The organism is Roseofilum sp. (genome assembly GCF_982964205.1).
The window spans coordinates 25043-52026 of record NZ_CEZBFX010000021.1 but is presented as its reverse complement, the minus strand read 5'-3'; the positions used below and the strand labels follow the sequence as shown (position 1 = coordinate 52026).

Here is a 26984-nt window from a genome sequence, read left to right as displayed (position 1 = left end):
TAGAGCCACACTTTTCAGAAAATCAAAAAAGACGCTTATCATACAACTCCTGCACTTAGGATGCCTATCATGGACGAATTAAAGCTTCTGTTGAGAGCGATCGCTCATTGTGTCCCCACCTATGGTATAATAGTTAGTGACCTGGGCTTTAAGACTTGGAAGAGATGATTTCTGCAACGAATGAGAACGAAACCAATCACCATGAGCGATCCATAGCTGTTGTGGGCATAAGCTGTCGCTTCCCTGGCGCAAAAAGCTACAGTGAATACTGGAATAATTTACTCCAAGGAGTCAATAGTATCACTACCACATCCCAGAGATGGGATATTGACAAATTTTACTCTTCCATTCCAGAGACTGCCAACAAAACGATTAGTAAATGGTCCGGATTAATCGAAGGCATTGATAAATTTGATGCCGGATTTTTCGGGATTTCGCCAAGGGAAGCCAGTCGAATAGACCCTCAACAGAGGATTCTCCTAGAATTGAGTTGGTCTTGTTTAGAAGATGCAGGTTATTCACCGTTAGAACTCTCCGGAAACCAGATAGGAGTATTTATCGGTGTTTGCAACTCTGACTATAATCAAATACAACATCAAAATGGCAATATTCAGGGACATACCGCCACAGGAACGTACACCTGCATGATTGCTAACAGAATCTCTTATTTCTTTAACTTTCATGGTCCTAGTGTGCCCGTAGATACCGCTTGTTCGAGTTCTCTAGTTGCTCTGCACCAAGCCATCAATTCCATTCAAGCACAAGAATGCCAAATGGCACTTGTAGGTGGAATCAATATATTATGCACTCCCACCAGCTATATATCATTCAGTCAGCTCGGCATGTTATCTCCAACAGGGCAATGCAAAACATTTGATAGCCAAGCCGATGGCTATGTTAGAGGAGAAGGAGCCGGAATAATCCTATTAAAACCTCTAGAACAAGCCCGATTAGACCGAGATCAAATTTATGGTGTTATCAAAGGAAGTGCCGTCAATCATGGGGGCAAAGCAAGAACATTAACCGCTCCTAATCTTTATGCTCAAACTCAAGTTCTACGAGCTGCCTATACCCAAGCCAATATCGCGCCTAACACCGTTTCTTACATAGAAACCCATGGTACAGGAACACTCTTGGGAGATCCCATAGAAATCAATAGTCTCAAACGGAGTTTCAAACAACTCCATCAACACTATGGAATCCCAGCACCACAAAATCCCTACTGTGGTCTAGGAGCAGTAAAAACGAATATTGGGCATACAGAAGCCGCCGCCGGAATAGCTGGATTAATCAAAGTTTTATTATCGATAAAAAACAAAAAAATACCTAAAATCATTAACTTCCAGAAACTCAATACTCGAATAGACTTAAAGCACACACCATTTTATCTAGTCAGAGAAACTCAAGAATGGAAACCACTAATTACAGAAAATGGAGAAATAGTTCCTAGGCGAGCCGGAGTAAGTTCCTTTGGTTTTGGAGGAGTCAACGCTCATATCGTTTTGGAAGAACCGCCCGAACAAGACAAACTACAAACAGAACTAGCTCCTTCATTCAATATATTAACGCTTAGTGCTAAAACCAAACCCGCGCTGCAAGACTTAGCCCAGAATTATATCCCTTATTTACAATCTCAGAATGAATCTGAAATAGCAGACATTTGCTATACCAGTACCCTAGGACGGGCGCATTTTGAAGAAAGACTAGCAATCGTGGCTGAGTCGAAGCAAGAGTTAGAGGAAAAACTCTTAGAATTTGTCAACCAACCTTACACCTACGGGGTCATTCGAGGAACAGCACCGTCAGCCCACTCTCAAGATGTGGCTTTTCTATTTACCGGTCAAGGGTCTCAATCTATCAATATGGGACGACAATTATATGAAAGACACCCAACTTTTCGCCAGGTTTTAGACGAATGTGACACAATTCTAAAATCCTATTTAGAAGTCCCTCTATTAAAAGTTTTATATCCTGATGAATCTCAGCCCCTTGAGGCCTCTCTCATTCACCAAACTGCTTATACCCAACCCGCTCTCTTTGCTGTAGAGTATGCCTTAGCTAAACTATGGGAATCTTGGGGAATAAAACCCAGTATTGTGATGGGTCATAGTGTCGGAGAATATGTCGCTGCTTGTATTTCCGGAGTCTTCACCTTAGAAGAAGGTTTGAAACTAATCGCCATGCGGGGACAATTAATGCAACGCTTGCCTCCCGGCGGCCAAATGGTCTCTGTATTAGCATCGGAAACTCAAGTCAAAGCAGTCATAAAGAACTATTCTAAACAAGTTAGTATCGCCGCTTTTAATGGGCAACGAAGTATTGTCATATCAGGGGAAATAGAAGCTTTAGCAGCAATTTGTAGTCAATTAGAAAGTCTGGGAATTAAAACTAAAACGCTACAAGTCTCCCATGCCTTTCATTCCCCATTGATGGAACCCATGATAGCTGAATTTGAAGCGATAGCTAAAAGAGTAACTTATCGTCAGCCCAAAATCCCGTTAGTTTCTAATGTGACAGGTATAAAAGTTGGAGAAGAAGTCAGCACTGCTCAATATTGGGTGAATCATATCAAAGAACCGGTTAGATTTGCACAAAGCATGGTGACCTTATGTGAGCAAGGATATGAAAATTTCTTGGAAATTGGGCCAAAACCTGTATTGTTGGGCATGGGAAGAGAGTGTTTACCTGAGGAAGGCGGCCTATGCTTGCCTTCCTTACGTCCAGGAATACCAGAATGGCAACAAATGCTCTCTAGTTTAGGGGAATTCTATGTAAAAGGGGCGAAGGTAAATTGGTTAGGATTTTATGAAAGTTTTGGTTTCTCTGGACAGAAAGTTTCTTTGCCGACTTATCCATTTCAAGGAGAAAAGTATTGGATAGAAGATTCTGAAATTAACGAAGGAACATCAATTATCAACTTATTGAATCAGGGCGAGATATCGCCTTTAACTGAACGATTGAGAACGGTTGAAGATTTTAGTCCTCATGAAGTTGATTTACTTCCCAAATTACTGAAGTGTTTGGTCAAGCAACATCGACAAGAGTTAGGAAAAGCGGGCATTCATGATTATTTTTATTCTATAGATTGGCGAGAAAAAGTAGGTTTTGGTCAGACCCGGTTAATCCAACCGGTAGACATGGAACGTCAATCTATTTTGGGTCAGTTAGAACTCAAGGAAGGAACTTCAGAAAATATTCTGACTCTATTAGAGAAAATTGGTATAGAGTATATTATACAAGCCCTAGATGAAATGGGCTGGTCTTATCAGCCAACAGAGCTGTTTTCACTAGAGAGAGTCACCCAAAAATTAGGGATCGTCAATAGCCAAAAACAACTGTTTAATCGGATTTTACAAGTTCTTGTTCAAGAAGGAATGCTTAAAAAACGATCGCAACAATGGGAAGTTGTACAAGAGCTACCCCCCGTAAATCCCAGTCAAATTTATCAGTCGAGATTACAGAAATATCCAGATATCGTTGCCGAATTAACGCTTCTTCACCGTTGTGCGTCTCAGTTGAGTGCCGTATTACGAGGAGCGATAGACCCGGTACAGCTAGTCTTTCCAGAAGGGGATTTGACCGCAGCAACACACCTCTATCAAGAGTCTCCCACTGCTCAGGCGATGAATACCATCGTCCAACGCGCAGTCAGCCAAGTGATAGAAAAGTTACCTCCAAGGCAAGGGGTCAGAATCTTAGAAATCGGCGCAGGAACAGGAGGAACAACCGCTTACCTTCTCCCCCACCTTCAACCGAGTCGAACCCAATATGTTTTTACCGATCTAGGGCCCCTATTTCTCCGGAAAGCACAAGAAAAATTTCAGGACTATTCCTTTGTTTCGTACCAAACGTTAGATATTGAAAGCGATCTCGAACAACAGAATGTTGATTTACATCAATACGATATCGCGATCGCGGCTAATGTCCTTCATGCGACTGAAAACCTCAAACAGACCTTAAACAACGTACATCAGTTACTCGCTCCAGGGGGACTCATTGTCTTATTAGAAGTTGCAACCCAGAACCTATGGCTAGATTTGGTTTTTGGACTGTTAGAAGGATGGTGGAGATTTCAAGATTATGAATTGCGTCCTGATTATCCATTGCTCAATCGGCTGCAATGGCAGCAACTGTTGAAGGAAACGGGATTTAGCGAGCCGGTCATCCTCCCTGAACAATCGGGGCAATTAGACCTCTCTTCTGACCAAGTCGTGATGATTGCACAAGCAGAAGAAACCGCTAGACTCGAAGACCGAGCAGTCTCTCAACATTGGTTGATTTTGGCAGATCCAGAGGGAATTGCCCAGCACCTAGCGACCCATTTACGTTCAGTCGGACACTCTTGCACGTTGGTATTTCCTGGAGAAAACTATCAAAAGATTGGAGCAGCAGAATTTATCCTTAATCCTCACCACCCTTTAGAGTTTGGACAAATGATGACTGAAATTGTCCAACAGTCAAGTTTATATGGAGTGGTGCAATGCTGGACTCTGGAAAGGGGAGATATCCTTCAGAGAGAACCGTTAAACGAATGGTTGAAATCAGGATGTGGCGCGACCTTATCCTTAGTGCAAGAATTAGTCAAACTTGAGAATAGCCAACCGCCCAAATTATGGGTCGTAACCCAAGGCGTGCAACCCCTTCCTGAACCCGAACCTCTATTATCTGGACTCGCCCAATCTCCAGTATGGGGGATGGCCAAAGTAATTGACTTAGAACACCCAGAATTGAACTGTGTTCGAGTCGATCTTGACCCAACAGAATCGGTGGAGACTCAGGCATTAAACTTATTGGATGAACTCCATTCAAGGGAGGGTGAAAATCAAGTGGCTTTTCGAGGACAACGCCGTTATGTTTCTCGGTTAGTCCCGAACGATCTGGCTACACCATCCATTCCTCCCAGCCTCGGTAAAGACGTGACTTATCTAATCGCAGGAGGTTTAGGGGGATTAGGTTTGCTGGTAGCAGGTTGGATGATTGAGCAAGGCGCTCAACATTTGGTGTTGCTCAGTCGCCGTTCTCCTGATGCGTTAACCGCAGAAAAATTAGCTCAACTGAAGAAATCGGGGTGTTCCGTGACAGTAGAAAGGGCCGATGTATCCGATCTAGACGCAATCACCCAGGTGTGCGATCGCATTAATCGCTCCCCATACCCCCTAGCAGGAGTGATTCATGCGGCGGGGATGCTCTCGGATGCCGTCTTGCAAAATCAAACTTGGTCAAGTTTTGAACCCGTTATGAAAGCCAAAATAGAAGGGGCTTGGAATTTGCACCAGCTTACTAAGAACCAACCTTTAGATTTCTTCATTCTGTTCTCGTCTGTTGCTTCTCTGTTTGGTTCTTCTGGACAGAGTAACCATGCTGCTGCTAATGCTTTTCTCGATCATTTAGCTCATTATCGACGCAGTATGGGACTACCGGCATTAAGTATTCATTGGGGAACCGTATCCAAAGTCGGAGAAGCAGCAGAACGGGGTGCAGATATTCGTTTACAACAACAGGGGTTAAATGCTATTTCCCCTGACGAAGTTTTAGAGGCTTTAGCGATTCTCTTGACTGGAGAGTTAACGGAAGTGGGCGTTGTCAATGTGGATTGGTCTATCTGGGAAGATCGGATTGCCCATTCTCCCTTCTTGGAAGATTGGCAACAGAAAGCCACAGCGACTGAGGTGACCCCAACTGTTGAATCAAATATTGCACAACAGTTAAGCAATGCTACGCCCAAAGAGCGGCGATCGCTGCTCATCTCTCATCTGCGGAATCAGATGGGCCCAATATTAGGTCTTAAGAACGTTAGCGAAATTGGATTAGAAGATAAGTTTTTTGAACTGGGAATGGATTCTTTGACTTCCGTTGAATTACGCAATAAACTACAAAGAAACTTGGAAATCACTCTGCCCTCGACCCTGGCATTTGACTATCCGACAATCGACAAGTTAGTTGAATACCTGCTTCAACAATTATCTGGCTCACCCATAGCCAATAGCCCATCTTCTATTCCCGAACAACAGGAGGATACCCTAGAGGAAGATCTTGAAGAAAGATATGCTCTAATACAAGACCTGTCAGAAGAAGAAGTTGAAGAATTGATTAATCAAAAATTGAATGCACTACTGGAGGATTAGGGGGGTACATCATGGACAAAGCCAACAAGCTACGACAATTAACTCCTTTACAGCGATCGCTCTTAGCCATAGAAAAATTAGAATCTAAACTCAAGAAACTAGAAAACTCTCATCAAGAGCCAATTGCGATCGTCGGTCTAGGCTGTCGATTTCCAGGAGGAGTCAATAGCCCAGAATCCTTCTGGAACCTTTTATCTGAAGGAACCGATGCGATTACAGAAATTCCTCAAAATCGCTGGAATCTCGAAGACTACTATGACCCTAACCCAGAAACTCCCGGCACAATCTACACACAATCTGGGGGTTTTGTCAACCCATTAAAAGAATTTGACGCAGAATTTTTCAACCTTTCAGCGAAAGAAGCAACCTCTCTCGATCCTCAGCAACGATTGCTTTTAGAAGTCACGTGGGAAGCCTTAGAACATGCCACCATTAATCCCCAACATTTAATGGGAACCAAAACAGGGGTTTTCATTGGCATTAGTACCCATGACTATCTGCAAAAGTTAGCTAGTCGGGATCTCAAAGAAATTGATGCCTATATGATTAGCGGGAATGCCAATAGTACCGCATCAGGAAGACTTTCCTATAGTTTAGGATTAGTCGGGCCAAACTTTGCTGTAGATACCGCCTGTTCATCCTCACTCGTTAGCCTACATTTAGCTTGTGCCAGCTTAAGAAATAGAGAAAGCCATGTCGCTCTAGCCGGAGGTGTAAATTTCCTGATTTCACCCTTAATTCATATCAACCATTCTAGAGCCAGAATGTTATCGGCTGATGGCAGATGCAAAACATTTGATGCTAAAGCCGATGGATTTGTGCGCAGTGAAGGCTGTGGAATAGTTGTCCTCAAACGTTTATCTGATGCCCAAGCTGACGGCGATCGGGTATTAGCAATTATTCGAGGAACAGCCATCAATCAAGATGGTCAGACCAGTGGATTAACCGTTCCCAACGGCATCTCACAGCAAGCGGTAATTGCTCAAGCTCTCAAGAATAGCCAACTAGACCCAAAAGAAGTCAGCTATATTGAAGCTCATGGTACAGGAACGGCTTTAGGGGACCCCATTGAAGTTGGGGCTTTAAGAGCGATTTTTAAAGACAGTCACTCCCCCCAAAATCCGGTCTTCATTGGCTCGGTAAAAACAAATATTGGTCATGCAGAAGCGGCTTCAGGAATTGCGGGTTTAATTAAAGTTGTTTTGCAGCTTCAACATAAAACAATTGCTCCTCACTTACATTTTCAAAACCCAAATCCTTATATTGAGTGGTCAGAAACACCGGTACAAGTGCCGACTCAAGTCATGCCATGGACGACTGAAAATCAATCCAGAATTGCTGGAGTTAGCTCCTTTGGTTTTAGTGGTAGTAATGCCCATGTAATTGTGGAAGAAGCCTCCCATATCAAGGTGAAGTCTCCCCGGCAAGAGTCGGAGCGATCGTATCATTTACTGACTCTTTCTGCGAAAACAAAACCCGCATTATCTGACTTAGTGAATCGATATAGAAACCATATCCAAGATTATCCTGATTTAGAACTGAATGATATTTGTTATAGTGCTAATACAGGACGTGCCCATTTCAAATATCGGTTAGCAATCCTAGCTTCTAGCAAGCAAGAGCTGATACAAAAGCTCCAGGATGCTGAACAGGAGAAAGAAGAGAGCAAGGTCGGGAAATTGCTCAGAAGTGGAGAAGCACCTAAACTAGCTTTTTTGTTTACTGGACAAGGCTCCCAGTACCTGAATATGGGAAGGCAGTTGTACGAAACTGAGCCAGTATTTCAGAAAGCGATACAAGAGTGCGATCGCATCCTGAAGACTGAGCTAGATTATTCCCTGATTGATGTGCTTTATCCTGATGAAGTAGACCCTAACGTTTCAGATCTCCTTCATCAAACTCAGTATACGCAACCCGTCTTATTTTCCTTAGAATATGCTTTGGTTCAACTGTGGAAATCTTGGGGAGTTGAACCCGATAGTGTAATGGGTCATAGTGTCGGTGAATATGTGGCGGCTTGTGTGGCAGGAGTCTTTAATTTAGCAGAAGGACTCAAACTGATTGCCGCACGGGGACGGTTGATGCAGAAGTTGCCAGAAGGAGGAGGAATGCTGGCAGTCAGAGCCGCAGAATATCGGGTGAGAGATTGGATTAGAGCCTATGGAAATCAAGTCAGTATTGCGGCTATTAATGGACAGAGTAATGTGGTGATTTCAGGAGAATTGCTTAGTCTCGAAAAAATTGCCCAAGCCTTAGAGAAAGAAACTATTAAAACCAAATTTTTACAGGTCTCCCATGCTTTCCATTCTCCGTTAATGGAACCCATTTTAGAAGAATTTGATAGCATTGCTCGTCAAGTCAACTATCGTCAACCCAGTATTCCCATTATTTCTAATGTAACCGGGACAAAAGTCGATCGGGATATCGCCACTGCGACTTATTGGGTGAATCATATTCAAGAGTCGGTACGTTTTGCCCAAAGTATGGAGACGTTAGGTAAGACGGGTTATGGAGTATTTGTGGAAATTGGCCCGCAACCGATCTTACTGGGAATGGGGAGTCAATGTTTACCGGAAAATAAAGGAATTTGGCTGCCCTCTTTGCGTCCTGGGATAGAAGACTCTATACAGATTTTATCGAGTCTGGGGCAACTCTATAGTCAAGGAGTGGATATCGATTGGTCGCATTTTTGGCAAGACTATAAGCGAAAAAAAGTTGATTTGCCGACCTATCCTTTCCAAGGAAAAACCTATTGGATTGAATCCGATCGGCAGGATAAAACGATCCAGAAAGATCGGGGTCTGGATTTGGAAAAATATTTTTATCATCTGCAATGGCAACCGGTTGATCGTGTTGAAAAACCGGTCGAATGTCCTCCAGGGAATTGGTTGATTTTTGTTGACGATTGTCAAAGCTTGAGCGATTCATTAGGAACTCTGCTGCGAGAAAAAAATAAGAAGGTTAGTTGGGTTTATAAGGGAAGTGGTTATGAACAAATCGCAGAAAATGAATATAGAGTTAATCCGGAACATCCGCAAGATTTTGAAGACTTATTAGAAACTCTACACTTAGCTGGGCGAGAGCATTTTGAAACCCTCCTTTACTTGTGGAGCTTGGATACTCCGCCAACCGAGCAGTTGAACTTAGAGCGTTTAAAAGTCGCTCAGGATTTTGGCTGTGGTGGAGTTTTACATTTAGTGCAAGCCTTGCTGAAAGGCACGAGTTTAGGAAAATTATGGATGGTTACTCGTGGAGCGCAATCTGTTTCACTAACTCCGGAAAGGGTGAATGTGGCGACATCGCCTTTGTGGGGATGGGGTACAGTGCTGTCGTTAGAACATCCTCAATTGTGGGGAGGATTAGTGGATTTAGATGGGGAAAAACAAGAGGGTGAAGCGCAGAAATTATGGCGTTTAATTGATAATCTGGAGAAAGAAGATCGTTTGGCTGTGCGAGGAGAACAGATCTATTGTTCTCGTTTACTTCAATTACCGGTGTCTGAGCCAAAACCGGTGGTTCTAGATCCAGATGGACTTTATTTAATTACAGGAGGAACGGGAGCGTTAGGATGGCATACGGCGCAATGGATGGTCAATCAAGGGGCAAAACATCTCCTGTTGGTCAGCCGTCGCGAACCTTCCGGCCAGAAACGGGCTAAAATTCGGGAATTAGAAGAGGAGGGAGTTGAAATACAGGTTGTTTTGGCAGATGTGCGCGATCGCCAACAACTCTCGCTTATCCGACAACATCAGAGTCGCGATCGCCCCCTCAAAGGTATCATTCATGCCGCTGGAGTTGTCGCCATTGAACCCATAGAAGAGATATCCCTGGGTCAATTGCAAGAGATGATGGCAGCTAAAGTACTCGGGGGCTGGAATTTGCACCAATTGAGTCAAGACCTAGACCTAGACTGTTTTGTTACCTTCTCTTCCATTGCAGCGGTATGGGGTTCAATCGGTCAAGCTCACTATAGTGCGGCCAATGCATTTTTAAATGGTTTAGTTCACTACCGTCAAGCTCAAGGATTACCCGGTTTATCCGTGAACTGGGGACCTTGGTCAGGAGGCGGAATGGCTGGAGAAAAAGAGTTACAGGAGTTAAGCAAACGAGGAGTCAATCCCTTATCTCCCCAACAGGCGATCGCCGCTTTAGAACAGATTTGGCACAGTGGACGTGCCCAGACTACCATCGCTAATGTAGACTGGACGATATTAGCCCCACTGTATCAAACGGGACGGCAACGACGGCTATTAGATGAGATCCCTGTTGATTTGCCTCAATCTTCAAGCCCAGAACAAACGTCAGAAATCCTACAACAGATTCAAGCGGCACCCAAACATCAACAAAAAGAGTTATTGCTCACCTGCGTTCAACAGGAAGTAGCCAAAGTCTTAGGATTATCTTCCAACCAACTGCCGAACCGAGAACAAGGCTTTTTTGAATTAGGGATGGATTCCCTAATGGCTGTTGACTTAGGGACAAATCTGACTCGTCTGTTGGGCGTTCGATTACCCTCCACGCTCACCTTTGATTTTCCCAACATCGAGCAACTGAGTCACTATCTGGCGACAGAACAATTAACCGTCGATCCAGCCCCAACCCCCGCTCAGTCGGCTCCTCCATCCTCCTCCCTCAAAGAACCGATCGCCATTATTGGCATCGGTTGTCGATTTCCTGGAGGCGCGACAGACCTCGATCGATTCTGGCAAGTGCTGGCCACAGGAACGAATACGCGCCAAGAAATTCCGCCAGATCGTTGGGATTTTGAGTCCGTAGGCGATCAGATCGCCACTCCCTACGGCAACTTTCTCTCAGAAGTCGATCGCTTCGATCCCACGTTTTTCGGCATTGCTCCCAGGGAAGCCACTGCCCTCGATCCCCAACAGCGCTTGCTTCTAGAAGTCACTTGGGAGGCTCTCGAACGGGCCTGTGCCGTGCCTCAACGGTTAGCTCAACAGCCTGTTGGTGTATTTATTGGTAATGATGGACAAGATTATGCCGAATTAGTCCATCAACATTTAGCCCAAGAACCAGATAGTCCGATCGCTCTCCATGCTGGGGTAGGCAATACCTTTTCGGGCATGGCTGGTCGTCTGTCTTATACCCTGGGATTAACGGGGCCTGCCATAGCCATTGATACCGCTTGCTCTTCTTCCTTGGTCGCCCTTCACCAAGCGTGCAATAGTTTGCGCTTGGGAGAATGTGAGATGGCGATCGCCGGAGGCGTGAAGCTCCATCTGACCCCCACCTCCTATCTGCTCGCTTCCCAAGCTAATATGCTCTCGGCTGATGGTCTGTGCAAAACCTTCGATGCAACAGCAGATGGCTACAGTCGCGGGGAAGGCTGCGCGATCGCGATCTTGAAGCGATGGTCAGATGCCCAAAAAGACGGTAACCCAGTGCTGGCAATCATCCGAGGCAGTGCAGTCAATCAAGACGGGCCCAGCAGCGGGTTCACCGTTCCCAACGGTCAAGCTCAACAGCGCTTAATTCGCCAAGCATTACGCCAAGCGGAGATTGACCCCCAAGAGATCGGTTACTTAGAAGCTCACGGAACCGGAACCTCCTTAGGCGATCCGATCGAACTCAATGCTGCGGCGGCGGTGTTAGGTGAAGGACGTTCCCAAGACTGTCCCTTATGGGTTGGCTCAGTGAAAACCAATATCGGCCACTTAGAAGCCGCCGCCGGAATATCGGGAGTCGTGAAGGTGGTGTTAGCGATGCAACATCAGACCCTTCCTCCCCATTTGAATTTTAATCAGCCCAACCCCAAAATCGATTGGGACAATTCGGCGATCGCCGTCCCCACCCAACTCACCCCTTGGACTGTTCCCGGAAAGCGCTATGCTGGCGTGAGTTCATTTGGATTTACCGGAGTCAATGCCCATGTCATTCTGGAAGAAGCACCTGCCCCAGATCCCCAAGACCCCTCCGTAAATCCCTCAGACCGTCCCTATCATCTCGTCACCCTATCGGCAAAAACCGAAACGGCACTTCAGGAATTAGTCACTCGAGTGCAGCGTCATCTCGAATCCCATCCCCACGTGAAGCTTGCAGACCTAGCTTACAGTCTGAACACCGGTCGCGCTCACCTCGAACATCGACTTGCTCCGATCGCCTTCAGTCTACAAGACCTACAAGAAAAACTGTATCGCTGGCAAACCGGACAACAAACCCCCGAGCTTTGGAGCGGAGATCTTCCCAGTCTAATGTCCTCCCCTAAAGTCGCTTTTCTGTTTCCTGGGGAACCTTTAGACTCTGGCAACTGGGGAGAGAACTTGTATAAACAGTCCCCCATCTTCAAAGCAGCGATCGATGAATGCGATCGCCTCCTGAGTTCTCAGTTCCCCAGCTCGATCGTACAATTCCTCTATTCTCACTCCCAAGAAAGCCAACCTGAACAACCGATCCGGCGATCGGCTCTATTTGCCCTAGAATATGCCCTCTGTCAGTTATGGATGTCTTGGGGCATTGAACCCGATCTACTCTTCGGTCATGATGTGGGAGAATACGTCGCCGCTTGCGTCGCTGGAGTCTTCAGTCTAGAAGACGCATTACGTTTAATCACAGCAGACTCAACCCACTTAACCTCAATAGCTCAGGCGATCGTCTACTCTCCCCCTCGTATTCCCCTTCTCGCGATCGCAGACTCCCACCCCCCTATCTCCACACCAGATTACTGGATAACCCCCCGCCAACTCCCTTATCCATGGGCAGAAAAAATCCAAACCTTACAAGCACAAGCAGAGTATCTCTTCCTAGAACTCGGGCAAACCCCAAGTTTATCGACAACAGAGCAACACTCGACTCCTCAAAAGCCAGATAATTATTTCCTATCCTTATCCTCTCAAGGTCAAGAATGGCAACAACTCTTATCAAGTTTAGCTCAGTTATATGTCCGAGGAGTCAACGGTGATTGGTTAGGATTCGATCGCCCTTACCTCCCGAACCGTAAACCCCTCACCTTACCAACCTACCCATTCCAAAGAGAACGATATTGGCTTAAAACGCCTCACTCAGTTCTGACTCAAAATCAGAGTTCCGTTAACCCCAATCCTCCCCTGCCCGAAACCCCTGAAATCTTAGCTCAAAACTTGCAACAGTTCGGTGACCTATCCCCCAGCGAAATTGCCTTACTGCCGAAACTCCTAGACCTCCTCAAACAGTATCAAAACAATCCACAAGATCCTCCAATTGAACCCGATCCGCTTGCCCCTTGGCTCTACGAACTGCATTGGAAACCAAAAGCCAATTTCTCTGGCGATCGAGCCGCTAAGTTTTTGCCCTCTCCTCAAGACTTATATTCAACCCTCAATACAACGTCTCAACGCCTTTTAGCCGAGAATGACCTACAGAACTATACCGAAATTTCCGCCCATTTAGAATCCCTCAGTGTAGACTATATCATTCAATGCTTACAGGAAATCGGTTGGTCTTACCCCGTAGGAGAGCAATTAGAAACAGCAACTCTCATCGATCGATTCGGTATCCTTCCCAGTGCCTCTCGGTTATTCAATCGAATGCTACAAATCCTGGCAGAAGAGGGAATTTTAAACCAGGAAAATCACCACTGGCAAGTCCTCCAACCCTTGCCAGAAGTAAATCCGAAGAGGCAGCATCAAAACCTTCTCAATCAATATTCCACCGCTAAAGCTGAATTAACCTTGCTTGGGCGTTGCGCGAGTCAACTGAGCCAAGTTTTACGAGGCACCATAGATCCGGTGCAGTTGGTTTTTCCGCAAGGAGATTTTACCGATGCCATTGAAATGTATCAAGGCTCTCCAGCAGCCAAAGTGATGAATGAGTTGATCGAAAATGTAGTGGTTAATAGCTTGAAAACTATTCCCGATCGCCAAGGCATAAAAATTCTCGAAATTGGAGCCGGAACCGGAGGCACAACCCGCTCAGTCCTCCCCCATTTTGCGCCGGAACAAACCCAATATCTTTTCACAGATGTGGGCAGTTTATTCACCACTAAAGCCCAACAAAAATTCCAAGATTACAAGTTTGTTACTTATCAAACTCTCGACATCGAAGTTAATCCCAATACTCAAGGCGTTGAGTCCCATCACTACGATATTATTATTGCCGCTAATGTCCTTCATGCTACCCGTAGTTTACAGGAAACCTTATCCCATGTGCGGCAACTCTTAGCACCTGGCGGACTGTTAATCTTATTAGAAGCCAATATTCAGATTAGATGGGTGGATTTGATTTTTGGACTCTTAGAAGGATGGTGGAGATTTGAAGATACAGAACTGCGACCTGACTATCCGTTATTGAGTCGCGAACAATGGAAAAAGCTGCTACAAGAGACGGGATTTAGTCAAGCCATTACTGTTCCTGAATTTGACCCGATGCCCTTGGTTTTATCTCAGCAAGCAGTAGTCGTTGCACAGGCGGATAAAACGGGCGAATCCTCTCCTCAATCCCTGGAGAAAAACTGGTTAATTTTTGCCGATCGACAATGCTTAGGTCAAGCTTTGGCTAAAACCCTGGATTCCAGGCAAGAAAACTATCGATTGGTTGTTCCAGGAGAGGGAATCAATCCCCAAAATCCTCAAGAATTTGACGATCTATTGACCTCCTTCTCTTTATCGTCATCCACTCAAACCCATGTCGTTTATCTCTGGGGATTAGATAGTCCTGGTTTAGAGCAAATGAGTCCAGAAGCGATTCAAGAAAATCTAAGCTGGCACTCTCAAAGCCTTTTATATTTAGTCCAAAGCCTCTCTCGACTGAACCGGCTCTCGTCTTGCCGCTTATGGATCGCAACACAAGATTCACAACTGGTTGTTGCTGATTCATCTTTATCCGGATTAGCTCAATCTTTCCTCTGGGGAATGGGGTTGACGATTTCTCTGGAATATCCAGAGTTATGGGGCGGACTCATTGATTTAGATCCCCAGGTTTCTTGGGATGAATCCAGTCGAATTTTATGCACAGAAATTGACACTCCAGAAGGAGAAGACCGAATTGCATTTCGAGGACAATCTCGTTATGTTCAGCGATTGGTTAAACCCGATCGCCAATTCTCTAGATCTCAAACTCTGGACAGGAATGCTACTTATATCGTTGCTGGAGAATTAGGCGGTTTGAGTTTACCCATAACGGAGTGGATGGTAGCTCAAGGTTTTCGAGATTTGGTCTTAATCAGTCCTGAGCAACCGTCACCGGATCAAAATGCTCAAATTAATCAGTTACAAAACCAGGGTGCGCTAATTAGGTTGATTCAAGCTGACTTGACGGGTTGGGAGGAAGTACAAAGGGTTTTTGCTGAACTGGATAGGGATAGGCTTCCCTTAAAAGGAATTATTTATACTTTTAAGTTAAGCAATATCACCAGAATAACAGAAAAACTCTTTTCTGAGTTAAAAATGGAAGTCCATCGTGGTATGTTAGGGCTATGGAATTTACACCGAATCACTCAGAATCGCGAGTTAGATTGCTTCGTGAATTGTTCTTCTTTGGCTTCTGTGGTGGGTTTATCGGGTCAGATACAGCAAGGCGCATCGGATTATTTTGCCGATAGTGTCGTCCGCTACAGACAAATCCAAGGATTATCGGGTTTAACCCTGAATTGGGGGGTTTTATCCGTAGGCAATTTAAGGGGTGAAACAGAGTTGACCGAATTTAAAAAACGAGGGGTGTGTGCGTTGTCTACTGATACAGCGAAATTAACGTTAACCCGGATGTTGCAGAGGAAGCAGGGCCAAGCGATGGTGGCTGATATTGACTGGAGCATCTTTAAACCGCTTTATGAGATGGGGAGACAGAGATTACTGCTAGAGGAGATAGAGCTTCAATCTTTAAGTCATGAAGGTCAAGAGCAGACCGGTCAAATTCTGGAACAGGTGAATCAGGCTTCAGAGAGCGAACGGATGGATTTAGTTATTGGTCATATTCAACAGCAGACGATGAGGGTTTTAGGACTCAAAGAAATTCAAATGCCTAGGGCTGAACAAGGCTTTTTTGAAATGGGGATGGATTCTTTAACATCGGTGGAATTCAAGACTCGTCTGGAAGCCGATTTCCACTGTGCTTTACCGACGACATTAGTTTTTGAATTTCCTAATATCTTGAGTTTAGCGGAGTATATCGGGCGAAAAGTTATGGGTTGGGATAGAGAGGATGCAGAAGAAATGAGTCAATCGGGATCGAATCAATTGCTTGAACAAGAGATGGAAGAATTAACGGTTGATGTCGGGCAGCTTTCTGAACAGGAAATGGAAGATTTGATTAATCAAGAATGGGCAGAATTAGGACTTGAAAACGATGAGTAAATCTAGCGAACTTTCCCCTTTACAACGCTCTGTGTTGGTGATTGAAGGATTAAAAAATAAGATCAAAACTCTGGAAAATGCCCAAACGGAAGCGATCGCCATTGTCGGGATGGCCTGTCGTTTTCCTGGAGGCGCAAATACTCCGGAAGCCTTTTGGCATCTTTTATCTGAGGGGGGCGATGGCATTAGCGAACTCAAGGGCGATCGCTGGAAGGTCAATGACTACTATGACCCCAAACCGGGAACTCCGGGGAAAATGTACACCCGTAAGGCGGGATGCGTGGATAATATTGACCAATTTGACCCGCATTTTTTCAATATTTCACCGCGAGAAGCGATGACCATTGACCCCCAACATCGTTTACTGCTAGAGGTCAGTTGGGAAGCTTTAGAGCAGAGCGGTAATATTCCCGACCGAGTACAAGGGAGTCCCACCGGAGTTTTTGTGGGCATCAGTGCCACAGAATATAGTTGGATTGCCAAACAATCCAACGCTGACCTGAGTATGGGAGCCTATGCAGTAACCGGTTTACCCTTATATGGTGCAGCCGGTCGCTTATCCTATACCTTTGGATTAACTGGCCCTTCCATGGCGATCGATACAGCCTGTTCTTCTTCTCTAGTGGCGCTCCATCAAGCCTGTAATAGCTTACGCCAAAAAGAATGTGATATGGCTTTAGCCGGTGGGGTGAACCTATTTCTTTTGCCTAATGGCTTTATTTGGCTCTCTCAAGCCCAAATGTCCTCCCCCGATGGTCGGTGTAAAACCTTTGATGAGGGTGCCGATGGTGCGGGTTGGGGATCGGGTTGTGGGATGTTAGTCCTCAAACGTCTATCGGATGCTTTAGACTCACGGGACCCTATTTTAGCAACCATTCGAGGCTCTGCGGTCAATCAAGATGGGCCAACCAGTGGCTTTACGGTTCCCAATAGTGCTTCCCAGCAGCAGGTGATTCGTCAAGCCTTGAGAAATGCCCAACTGAATCCTTCTCAGGTGAGTTATATTGAGGCTCATGGCACAGGAACGCCCCTCGGAGACCCCATTGAATTAAGATCTTTGGCGGAAGTGTTTGCCCAAGACGGGGCGAGAAAGGAGCCTTTGGCGATCGCCTCAGTGAAAACGAATATCGGTCATTTGGCTTCCGCAGCAGGCATTTCTGGGGTGATGAAAGTCATTTTACAGTTGCAACATCAACAGATTGCGCCTCATCTGCACTTGAAACAACCTACCTCTAAATTTAATTGGCCAGAGACTTCCTTCTATATTCCCACCCAACTCACCCCTTGGGAAGTTAAAGAAGGTACGAGAATTGCAGGAGTGAGTTCTTTTGGTGCTAGTGGAACCAATGCCCATATTCTCTTGGAAGAAGCGCCTCTAGCGAGTCGAAGTGAAGCAGAATTCGAGCGTCCCTACCATCTCTTAACTCTATCTGCAAAAACTGAAAAAGCCCTATCTGAGTTAATTGAGCGCTACTCAACCCATTTGGAAACCCATCGAGAATTACAACTCGCTGATATTTGCTTTACGGCTAATACGGGGCGATCGCATTTTAATCATCGTCTGGCACTTTTAGCTCAGGATCGACAAGAGTTACTCGATAAACTGCGAGGTTCTGAACAAAATCGATGGTCGGGATACCTGCAAAATGAGGCCAAACCCCCTAAACTTGCCTTCCTCTTTACCGGACAAGGCTCTCAGTATTTAAATATGGGCAAAGAGCTGTATGAAACTCAACCCATTTTTCGCCAAGCTTTAGAGCAGTGCGAGGCCATTTTACGCTCCCAACTCGATTGGTCTTTACTAGACCTTCTCTATCCTCAGACGAGTGATTCAGATGCTCTCTTAGATCAAACTGCCTATACTCAACCCACATTGTTTGCCTTAGAATATGCCCTCGTTCAACTGTGGAAATCTTGGGGAATTAAACCCAATTGGGTGATGGGTCATAGTGTGGGAGAATATGTAGCCGCTACCGTCGCTGGGGTGTTTAGTTTAGAAGACGGTTTAAAACTGATTGCTGCACGGGGCAAGTTGATGCAGAACTTACCCGGAGAGGGGACAATGGCAGCCGTTATGGCATCCGAAGAAACGGTGAAAGCGGCGATCGCCTCTGATTCTAATCTATCCCTTGCCGCTATTAATGGCCCGACCAGTGTCGTCATTTCTGGAGCCAGAAACGCCATCACCCATTGGTGCAACCAGTTAGAGTCCCAGGGGATTAAAACTAAGTTGCTCAACGTTTCCCATGGATTTCACTCTCAGTTAATGGAACCCATATTAGCGGAGTTTGAGGCGATCGCCAATTCCATCACCTACCACGTGCCCAAAATTCCCCTCATCTCCAATCTCAGTGGAACTCGCGCCGACTCTAGTATCGCTACAGCTCGTTACTGGGTCAATCATATTCGTCAACCCGTCCGATTTGCCCCCAGCATGGAAACCTTACATCAAGAAGGATGTAAAATTTTCCTCGAAATTGGCCCCAAACCCATCTTATTAGGCATGGGACGATACTGCATTTCTGAGCCTGAAATTTTGTGGTTACCGTCCTTACATCCAGCCATCCAGGACTGGCAACAAATCCTATCAAGTTTAAGCCAGTTATATATCAGAGGGATTAAAGTCGATTGGAAAGGCGGCGATCGTCCTTATACTCGTCAAAAATCCATCTTACCCACCTATCCATTTCAACACCAATCTTATTGGGTAGAAATACCTGAATTGGCAGAAAAACCCTCTTCTGATATCATGCCTAATTATTATGCCAGATTAGCCATCCAAGCTTTTAAAAATGGTCAGTTACAGGAGTTTCAACACCACTTAGAACAGGTTGAAAACATGTCGAATCTAGAACTAGAATCGTTTTTAAAGACCCACAGTCAATCCCCCATCTTTGCATCCCTATTAGCTGGTGATTGGGAAAAGGTATCTGAGATTTCAACTCAAGTTGAACAGATGTCCGAGGAGGAAATAAAATCTACAATTCGCTAAAAGTAAAATAGTAAAAATCTATAAAAGTCATCAAAAAATAGGGTAATGCATTATGAATCAGTTTGAAGATTTGGCTCAAATATTTCAGCGACTGTCTCGACTCTCTCCAGAACAACTGCGAGCTTTAGAAATCCTGTTGTTGAACAATGGTCAAAATGGCCCTAATGAGTCGAAAACGCTTCTGGGTGATTACTATGATGAATTATCGGCAATTGAAGATGAAGACGCGATTATTAACTACCCAGCGCTTCCCCAAATCATTAATGGCTTTTCCTGGGTGTTTATTGGTGAAAAATCTACCCAATCTTACGAAATAGCAAGAGCCGCTCGACAGGAAATGAGGAAAATGTCCTGGAGAGTCATCGACTTCTCGGCCTGTCAAAGAGCCTTGGATGTGGGCTGTGGTCATGGAACAGATGTCGTTGAACTCACTCGCAAGTATCCCCATTTATCCGTCACGGGATATACCTTATCCAGCAAGCAAGTAGAAATTGGAAGCGGTAAAATCGAGAAATTCAAGTTACAAGACCGCGCCCAAATTTTACGTCGAGATAGTTCTAAAGATGATTTCCCAGGTTCCTACGATTTAGTCTATGGATTTGAAGTCATTTGTCATATTCCCGATAAAAAAGGACTCTTTGATAACATCGATCGCCACCTGAATGAGAATGGACATCTCGTCTTTGCTGACTTTTTCTCCAATGCGTCCTTCTCCATTGACTACGAAGCCCACTCTTCCTATCTAATTACCAAAGCTGAATGGATTGAACTACTCTCTAACCATCATCTGCAAGTCGTCAGTTATGTGGATATTAGCCATGAAGTCGGCAATGGACTCTATGACCCCAATGTACAAGACAATATTGATTATATTTGCCAGCTCAAGAACCTAAACGAAAATGCCAAAACTGGGATTGAGTCCTACATGAACTTATACAAGTTATTGCGTAAGGGATTATTGAGCTATGTCCTGGTCACTGCACAAAAACAGGAGAATCTATCCGTTCAAGAACTGTATGAATTAAACCAGAAACAGCTTGACGTTTCTCTCACTTATCCAGAGGTCTCCCTACAACAGCTTTTCTATGGCATTGAATGGCAACTGCGGGAAGAAAATCCCAAAGTTTCTACAGAACAAAAGCCTGGACATTGGCTGATTTTAGCGGATCGAAACGGGTTCGGGAAACGCTTAAAAGGTTTGCTAGAAAAACAGGGTCAGCAGTGTACATTAGTTTATCCAGAAGGTCAGACTCAACACAAGGAACCAGAAGATTGGGAAGTTAACCCCTTAAACCCCCAAGAGTTTACAGACCTGTGCCAGAAATTAGTGGCAACTCATCCTGAAGATTGGCGAGGAGTGATTCATCTCTGGAGTTTGGGGAGTTCTACTCCAGAAAACTTAAGTGAAGAGGGGTTAAGAACTGCCCAAAATTTGGGCTGTGGCAGTGCCCTACATCTCCTGCAAGGTTTGCTCAAATCGGGCTTAAAGAGGAACTGGCCGAAACTTTGGCTCGTGACTCAAGGGAGTCAACCCGTAGGGAAAAATCCCAAAAACTTAGCCGTTGCTCAATCGAGTTTATGGGGATTTGGACAGGTAGTGTCTTTAGAACATCCTCACTTATGGGGAGCTTTAGTGGACTTAGACCCAGAAATGGATGGGGTGGAAGTATTGCTCGCCGAACTGCTCAATCCCACGGCTGAAGACCGAATTGCGTTTCGTTCTGGACAAGCCTATGTTGCCCGTTTAGCGAAAACCCTAGTGGCTGAGTCGGAAGCGGTATCCTTTACAGAAGACGGTACTTATTTGATTACTGGGGGACTGGGAGCGCTGGGTTTGCGAACGGCTGAATGGATGATTGAGAAAGGAGCAAAATCTCTGATTTTAATCAGTCGAAGTCAACCGTCTCCAGAGAAACAGAATCAGATTGCTCGTTTGCAGGAACAAGGCGCTAAGGTGAGGGCGCTACAAGTCGATGTGTGCGATCGCCAAGCCTTAGAATCTGTAATAGAGAAAATCCCCGACTCCATGCCCCCCCTCAAAGGCGTGATTCATCTAGCTGGGGTTTCTGGAGGGATTGAACCGGTAGAAAACATTACCCATGCAGACTTGGAGTCCGTTCTCGCGGCCAAAGTGACGGGAGGATGGAATCTCCATCAACTGACTCAAACTCTAGACCTAGAGTGTTTTGTCTGCTTTTCGTCCATTGCTGCCGTTTGGGGTTCTTTTGGTCAATCTCACTACGGCGGAGCCAATGCCTTTCTTGATAGCTTAGTCCATTATCGTAGCTCTCTGGGCTTACCGGGGATGAGTATTAATTGGGGGGCTTGGTCTGGAGGCGGTATGGCCAATGCAGAAGATTTAGAAGAGCTGAGTAAGCGAGGCGTGTACTCCATTTCTCCAGCCCAAGGGATGGGAGCCTTAGAGCAACTTTGGAATAGCTCTCAGGTGCAAACCACTGTAGCTGAGGTCGATTGGAGTCGGTTCAAAGAGATTTACACCGTGGGTAAGGATCGCCTATTCTTGGAACACATGGGATTGCGATCGCCCGAAGAAGACGAAACGCCCTCCACAGCACCCCAATCTGAAATTCTCACCCAACTGCAAAGAGCGTCTTTGCCAGAGCGTAAAAAACGCTTAACTCAATATATCCAACAAGAAATCGGTAAACTGCTCAAATATCCAGCCAACCAACTTCCCGATTTACAGCTAGGATTCTTTGAGATGGGTATCGATTCCCTCACCGCCGTTGAGCTAAGAAATGAACTCAGTGCTGGCTTATCCTGTGCCCTGAGTGCCGCCACTTTATTTGATTGCTCGAATATCCGGGATTTAGCCGAATTTATCCTCACAGAGTTCTTTACTGAACCCGCTTCTGGGGAGCAAAATCCAACCTCCTCGACTCCATGGAGTGCAGAACTCAGTGACTTATCGGATGAGCAGTTAGAAGATGAAATTTCCCAAGAACTCGAAGGGATTGAAACCTTGTTAGCCGAAGGAGAGTAACCATGAATCAGACCTCACCTTCCTCTCAACCGACTCCTGATTCTTCTCGGAAGATGCTGCAAGCGCTCAAGCAAATGCGGGGCAAACTTGAAGCGTTAACTCAAGCACAAACGGAACCCATTGCTATTATTGGTCTCGGTTGTCGGTTTCCGGGAGGAGCCAAGGATAGTGCCACCTATTGGCATCTTTTGGAACAAGGAATTGATGCCATTTCCGAAGTACCCGGCGATCGCTGGAACTTGGAAGACTACTACGATCCAGAGGGCGGAAAACCGGGGAAAACCTACACGAAAGAAGGCGGGTTTATTGAAAATGTCGATCGATTTGACCCCCACTTTTTCCGTATTTCCCCCAGAGATGCGGTCGGCTTAGACCCTCAGCAACGCATCCTTTTAGAAGTGACCTGGGAGAGCCTAGAAAATGCTGGAGTAACCCTAGAACACCTGCGACATAGCCAAACGGGTGTGTATATGGGGATCTGCACCGATGATTATGCCAGCTTGAGAATTCAATACCAAGAGCAAGGAGGAACCGATGAATCATCGGGTTTGGGCATGGGACGCAGTATTGGAGTGGGGCGAATTTCCCATTTTTTAGGGCTGCAAGGGCCCAATATCCAACTGGATACGGCCTGTTCTACCTCTTTAGTTGCTATTCATCTAGCCTGCCAAAGTTTGCGATCGCGAGAATCGAATTTAGCCTTAGCCGGTGGGGTCAACCTCATTTTATCCCCCACCAGTACCATTGGTCGCTGCCAACTGAATATGCTCTCTCGCGACGGACGCTGCAAAACCTTTGATGCGTCTGCCGATGGCTATGGACAGGGCGAAGGCTGTGGAGTGGTCGTCTTAAAACGACTCTCAGATGCCCTCGCTGATGGAGACTTTATCTGGGGGTTAATTCGAGGCTCGGCCATTAATCATGATGGTCCGAGTAGCGGGATGACGGTTCCCAGCCGTATGGCGCAAAAGAAAGTCATTCAAGAGGCTCTCAAGAGTGCCAAATTAAGCCCTCATCAAGTCAGTTATGTGGAAACCCATGGTACGGGAACTTCCTTGGGCGACCCGATTGAAATTGAAGCGTTATCGGCGATTTATGGTAAAAATCGCTCTCAAGAAAACCCCTTGATGATGGGTTCAGTGAAAACCAATTTTGGCCATTTAGAAGCTGCCGCCGGAGTTGCTGCATTAATTAAAGTTATTTTATCTCTTCAGCACCGCCAAATTCCGCCTCATCTCCATGTCCAACAACCTAATCCTCATCTAGATTGGGATCGTTTACCGTTGAAAATTCCCCAGTCTCTTCTAGATTGGGAAACTGAAAGTGAACCGCGAATTGCAGGGATTAGTTCCTTTGGAGCCAGTGGCACAAATGCCCATATTCTCGTAGAAGAAGCGCCCGTTAAACAACCGGAAAAATCGGAGGCTGAAGACAGTTCAGAACCGCCGGTTCAGCTCTTAACTCTTTCAGCAAAAACGCCAAAGGCACTGGGTGAATTAGTCCATTCTTATCAAGATTATCTGTCCACTTATCCAGAACTCGATCTGGCAAATTTGGCTTATACTACTCATTTAGGTAGAAGTCATTTTAATCATCGATTAGCGCTGATTACATCAAGTCATTCAGCCTTGCAGCAGCAATTGCACAGCTATCTCTTAGAGCCAGCAGAAGCGATCGCGGTCTATGGTGCAGAGGTATCAACCAGCACAGAACCCCCTGAAATCGCCTTTTTATTTACGGGTCAAGGTTCCCAATATGTCAACATGGGTCGGCAATTGTACGAGAGTTCGCCCGTTTTTCGGGAGGCGATCGCCCAGTGCAACACCATTCTCGGTTATGAATTAGACCGCCCTCTCCTGGAAATCCTCTACCCAGACTCAGAGGCAGAACCCTCCCCACTCCTCGATCGAACCGCCTATACTCAACCCGCCCTCTTTGCTCTAGAATACGCTCTATTTAAACTGTGGCAATCCTGGGGAATTCAACCCAGAGTTGTTATGGGTCACAGTGTGGGAGAATACGTCGCCGCTTGTGTTGCTGGAGTCTTCAGTTTAGAAGACGGCTTAAGGTTAATGGCTGCCCGGGGTCGATTGATTCAAAACTTACCGCAAAATGGCTTAATGGCGGCGGTTAAAGCCTCTGAATCTGACCTGCGTCCCCGACTACTTCCTTACCAAAAACAAGCAGCAATTGCCGCCATTAATGGTCCAGAAAGTGTGGTTATTTCTGGGGAAAAAACGATCCTAAAAGACATTGTGGAGCAACTGGAATCTGAAGGCATCAAGACCCAAAATTTGCCCATTTCCCATGCCTTCCATTCTCCTCTGATAGAACCCATTTTGGCTGAGTTTAGAGCAGTTGCCCAACAGATCGCGTACCATCCGCCCCAAATTCCTTTCGTATCTAATGTGACTGGAGAACAAGCCGGGGAGGCGATCGCCACAGCCCACTACTGGGTCGATCATCTGCGCCAACCCGTGAAGTTTGCATCTGCCATGACCGCAATGCAAGATTATCCCATCTTCCTAGAACTTGGGCCCAAACCCATCCTCTTAGGAATGGGGCGATCGTGTGTGTCTGACGATCGAGGGATGTGGTTACCCTCCCTGCGTCCGGGGATAGGAGACTGGCAACAAATGTTATCCAGTTTAGGACAACTGTACACCCAAGGAGTCGAGATCGACTGGTCGGGGTTTCACCACCAACAGAAACGCCACAAAGTGTTCTTACCCACCTATCCCTTTCAGAGACAGCGCTATTGGTTAGAACAGCCGAAATCCGCCCCCCACCAGCCCTCTTGGGGATCTTTGGGTTCCCCCCAGGAGCTTTCTGCCTTGACCGAACGATTGCAGAAAAAGGGGTCTCTTTCCGAAACTGAGTTGAAACTGATGCCCAAACTGCTAGAACTTCTGGCGCAAGAGGCAAACGAAACCAGCGATCGCCCCCCCATTTTAGAAGAATGTTATGGTGTGCAATGGCGCTGTAGGGCGTGCTTTGGCTCTCGATTTTCCGGGGAAAGTCTCCAGTCTCCCCCAACCCTACAAGCCCAGTTAGTTCCTCAGCTTTCTGAACTGGCAAATCGCCCGGCTTTACAAGGTTATGACAAAATTCCCTTGCAGTTAGAACACTTAGCTAGGGAGTATATTGTGCAGGCTTTGCAAACCCTAGGTTGGTGTTATGAATCAGGAGAATCGTTCTCTTTAGAACAGCTCGCGGCACAGTTGGGGATTATCCCAGCTCATCATCGATTGCTTAAGCGCCTGTTGGTGTCTTTAGAAGAAGCCCAAATTCTGCATCAAACAGCAGAAGAATGGGAAACTTTGAAATCCTTGCCACCCGTTAATCCTAGCTCAACCTATCAAACGTTGCGCGATCGCTATCCTCAAGCCATCGCTGAATTCAGCTTACTCCATCGCTGTGCCTCCCAACTCAGCTCCGTTTTACAAGGAACTCAAGACCCCGTACAACTGGTGTTTCCAGAAGGAGATCTAACCGGTGCAACCCAACTGTACCAAGACTCTCCCGTATCTCAGGCGATGAATAGCTTAGTGCAACAGGCGATCGCCAGCCTCCTAGAAACCCTCCCTCCCAGTCAAGGCATACGCATCCTAGAAATCGGTGCGGGAACTGGAGGCACAACCAGCGCCATTCTCCCCACTCTCCCTCCCAGTCAAATCCAATATACCTTTACAGACTTAGGCCCCCTATTTCTCACCAAAGCCAAAGAAAAATTCTCCGACTATCCCTTCATCACCTATCAAACCCTTGACATTGAACAAAACCCAGCATCCCAAAGATTCCCCAATCATCACTATGACCTGATTATCGCTGCCAACGTTCTCCATGCCACCTCGAATATTCGCCACACTCTCACCCATGTGCGCCAACTCTTAGCCCCCGGTGGACTCCTCCTATTACTCGAAGCAACCGAACCTCAACAGTGGGTGGATCTGATCTTCGGATTATTAGAGGGATGGTGGAAATTTAGCGATACGGAATACCGACGAGATCATCCCCTATTGAACAGACATCAGTGGCAACACCTGCTACAAGAAACGGGCTTTACTCCGGTTTCCTCCCTTCCCCAAGAAGCAAAGGTTGATGACGTTTTATCTAAACAAGCTCTTATCCTCGCTCAAGCTGACTCTGAGCCGAGAAAACCAAACGCAACATCCCAGAGTTGGTTGATATTTGCCGATCGCACTGGAGTGGCGCAAACCCTAGCAGCTCAGTTAGAAGACCTCGCCGCTACCTGTATCTTAGTTGGCAGGGGAGACAACTACCAACGGATTGCCCCCAAACACTGGCAGATCGATCCCCATAACCCCCAAGACTTTAGGAAACTGATAGCAGAAGTGGCAATCGAATATCCACAATTATCAGGCATTGTCCAATGTTGGACCTTAGAACCCCCCACCGACTCCTACCTCAGCCTTGAAGATTTAAACCGCTTATCTGAGCTGGGCTGTGGTACGACCTTGTCCTTAGTGCAAGCCATCATCGAGCAAGAACGATTTTTACCCCAATTTTCACCCCAATTACAGATCGTCACCCAAGGCTCTCAATCTGCATTGCACCAT

General features: G+C 46.0%; 5 protein-coding genes. All 5 read left to right on the top strand.

Annotated features, from left to right (window positions below):
• The first annotated feature begins 164 nt into the window (after positions 1-164).
• Entirely contained in the window at positions 165-6125 is a 5961-nt protein-coding gene (locus AC3A14_RS08070) for a type I polyketide synthase (protein ID WP_318731803.1), read from the top strand.
• Between the two features lie 11 nt (positions 6126-6136).
• Entirely contained in the window at positions 6137-16408 is a 10272-nt protein-coding gene (locus AC3A14_RS08065) for an SDR family NAD(P)-dependent oxidoreductase (RefSeq protein WP_318731802.1), read from the top strand.
• Positions 16401-19400, top strand: coding sequence for a type I polyketide synthase (locus AC3A14_RS08060; protein ID WP_318731801.1), 3000 nt, complete (start codon positions 16401-16403; stop codon positions 19398-19400). The genes AC3A14_RS08065 and AC3A14_RS08060 overlap by 8 nt, the downstream gene beginning before the upstream one ends.
• 52 nt (positions 19401-19452) lie before the next feature.
• The gene (locus AC3A14_RS08055; protein ID WP_318731800.1) at positions 19453-22404 is read left to right on the top strand and encodes an SDR family NAD(P)-dependent oxidoreductase; all 2952 of its coding nucleotides are present in this window, start codon (positions 19453-19455) and stop codon (positions 22402-22404) included.
• Between the two features lie 2 nt (positions 22405-22406).
• Positions 22407-26984: type I polyketide synthase (locus AC3A14_RS08050; protein ID WP_487778960.1), on the top strand; the 4578-nt coding region annotated here is incomplete at its 3' end.

Bases quoted from the DNA above. Each gene is read 5' to 3' on its own strand.
- AC3A14_RS08060 (WP_318731801.1), top strand. From the start codon at position 16,401: ATGAGTAAATCTAGCGAACTTTCCCCTTTACAACGCTCTGTGTTGGTG.
- AC3A14_RS08055 (WP_318731800.1), top strand. From the start codon at position 19,453: ATGAATCAGTTTGAAGATTTGGCTCAAATATTTCAGCGACTGTCTCGA.
- AC3A14_RS08065 (WP_318731802.1), top strand. From the start codon at position 6,137: ATGGACAAAGCCAACAAGCTACGACAATTAACTCCTTTACAGCGATCG.
- AC3A14_RS08070 (WP_318731803.1), top strand. From the start codon at position 165: ATGATTTCTGCAACGAATGAGAACGAAACCAATCACCATGAGCGATCC.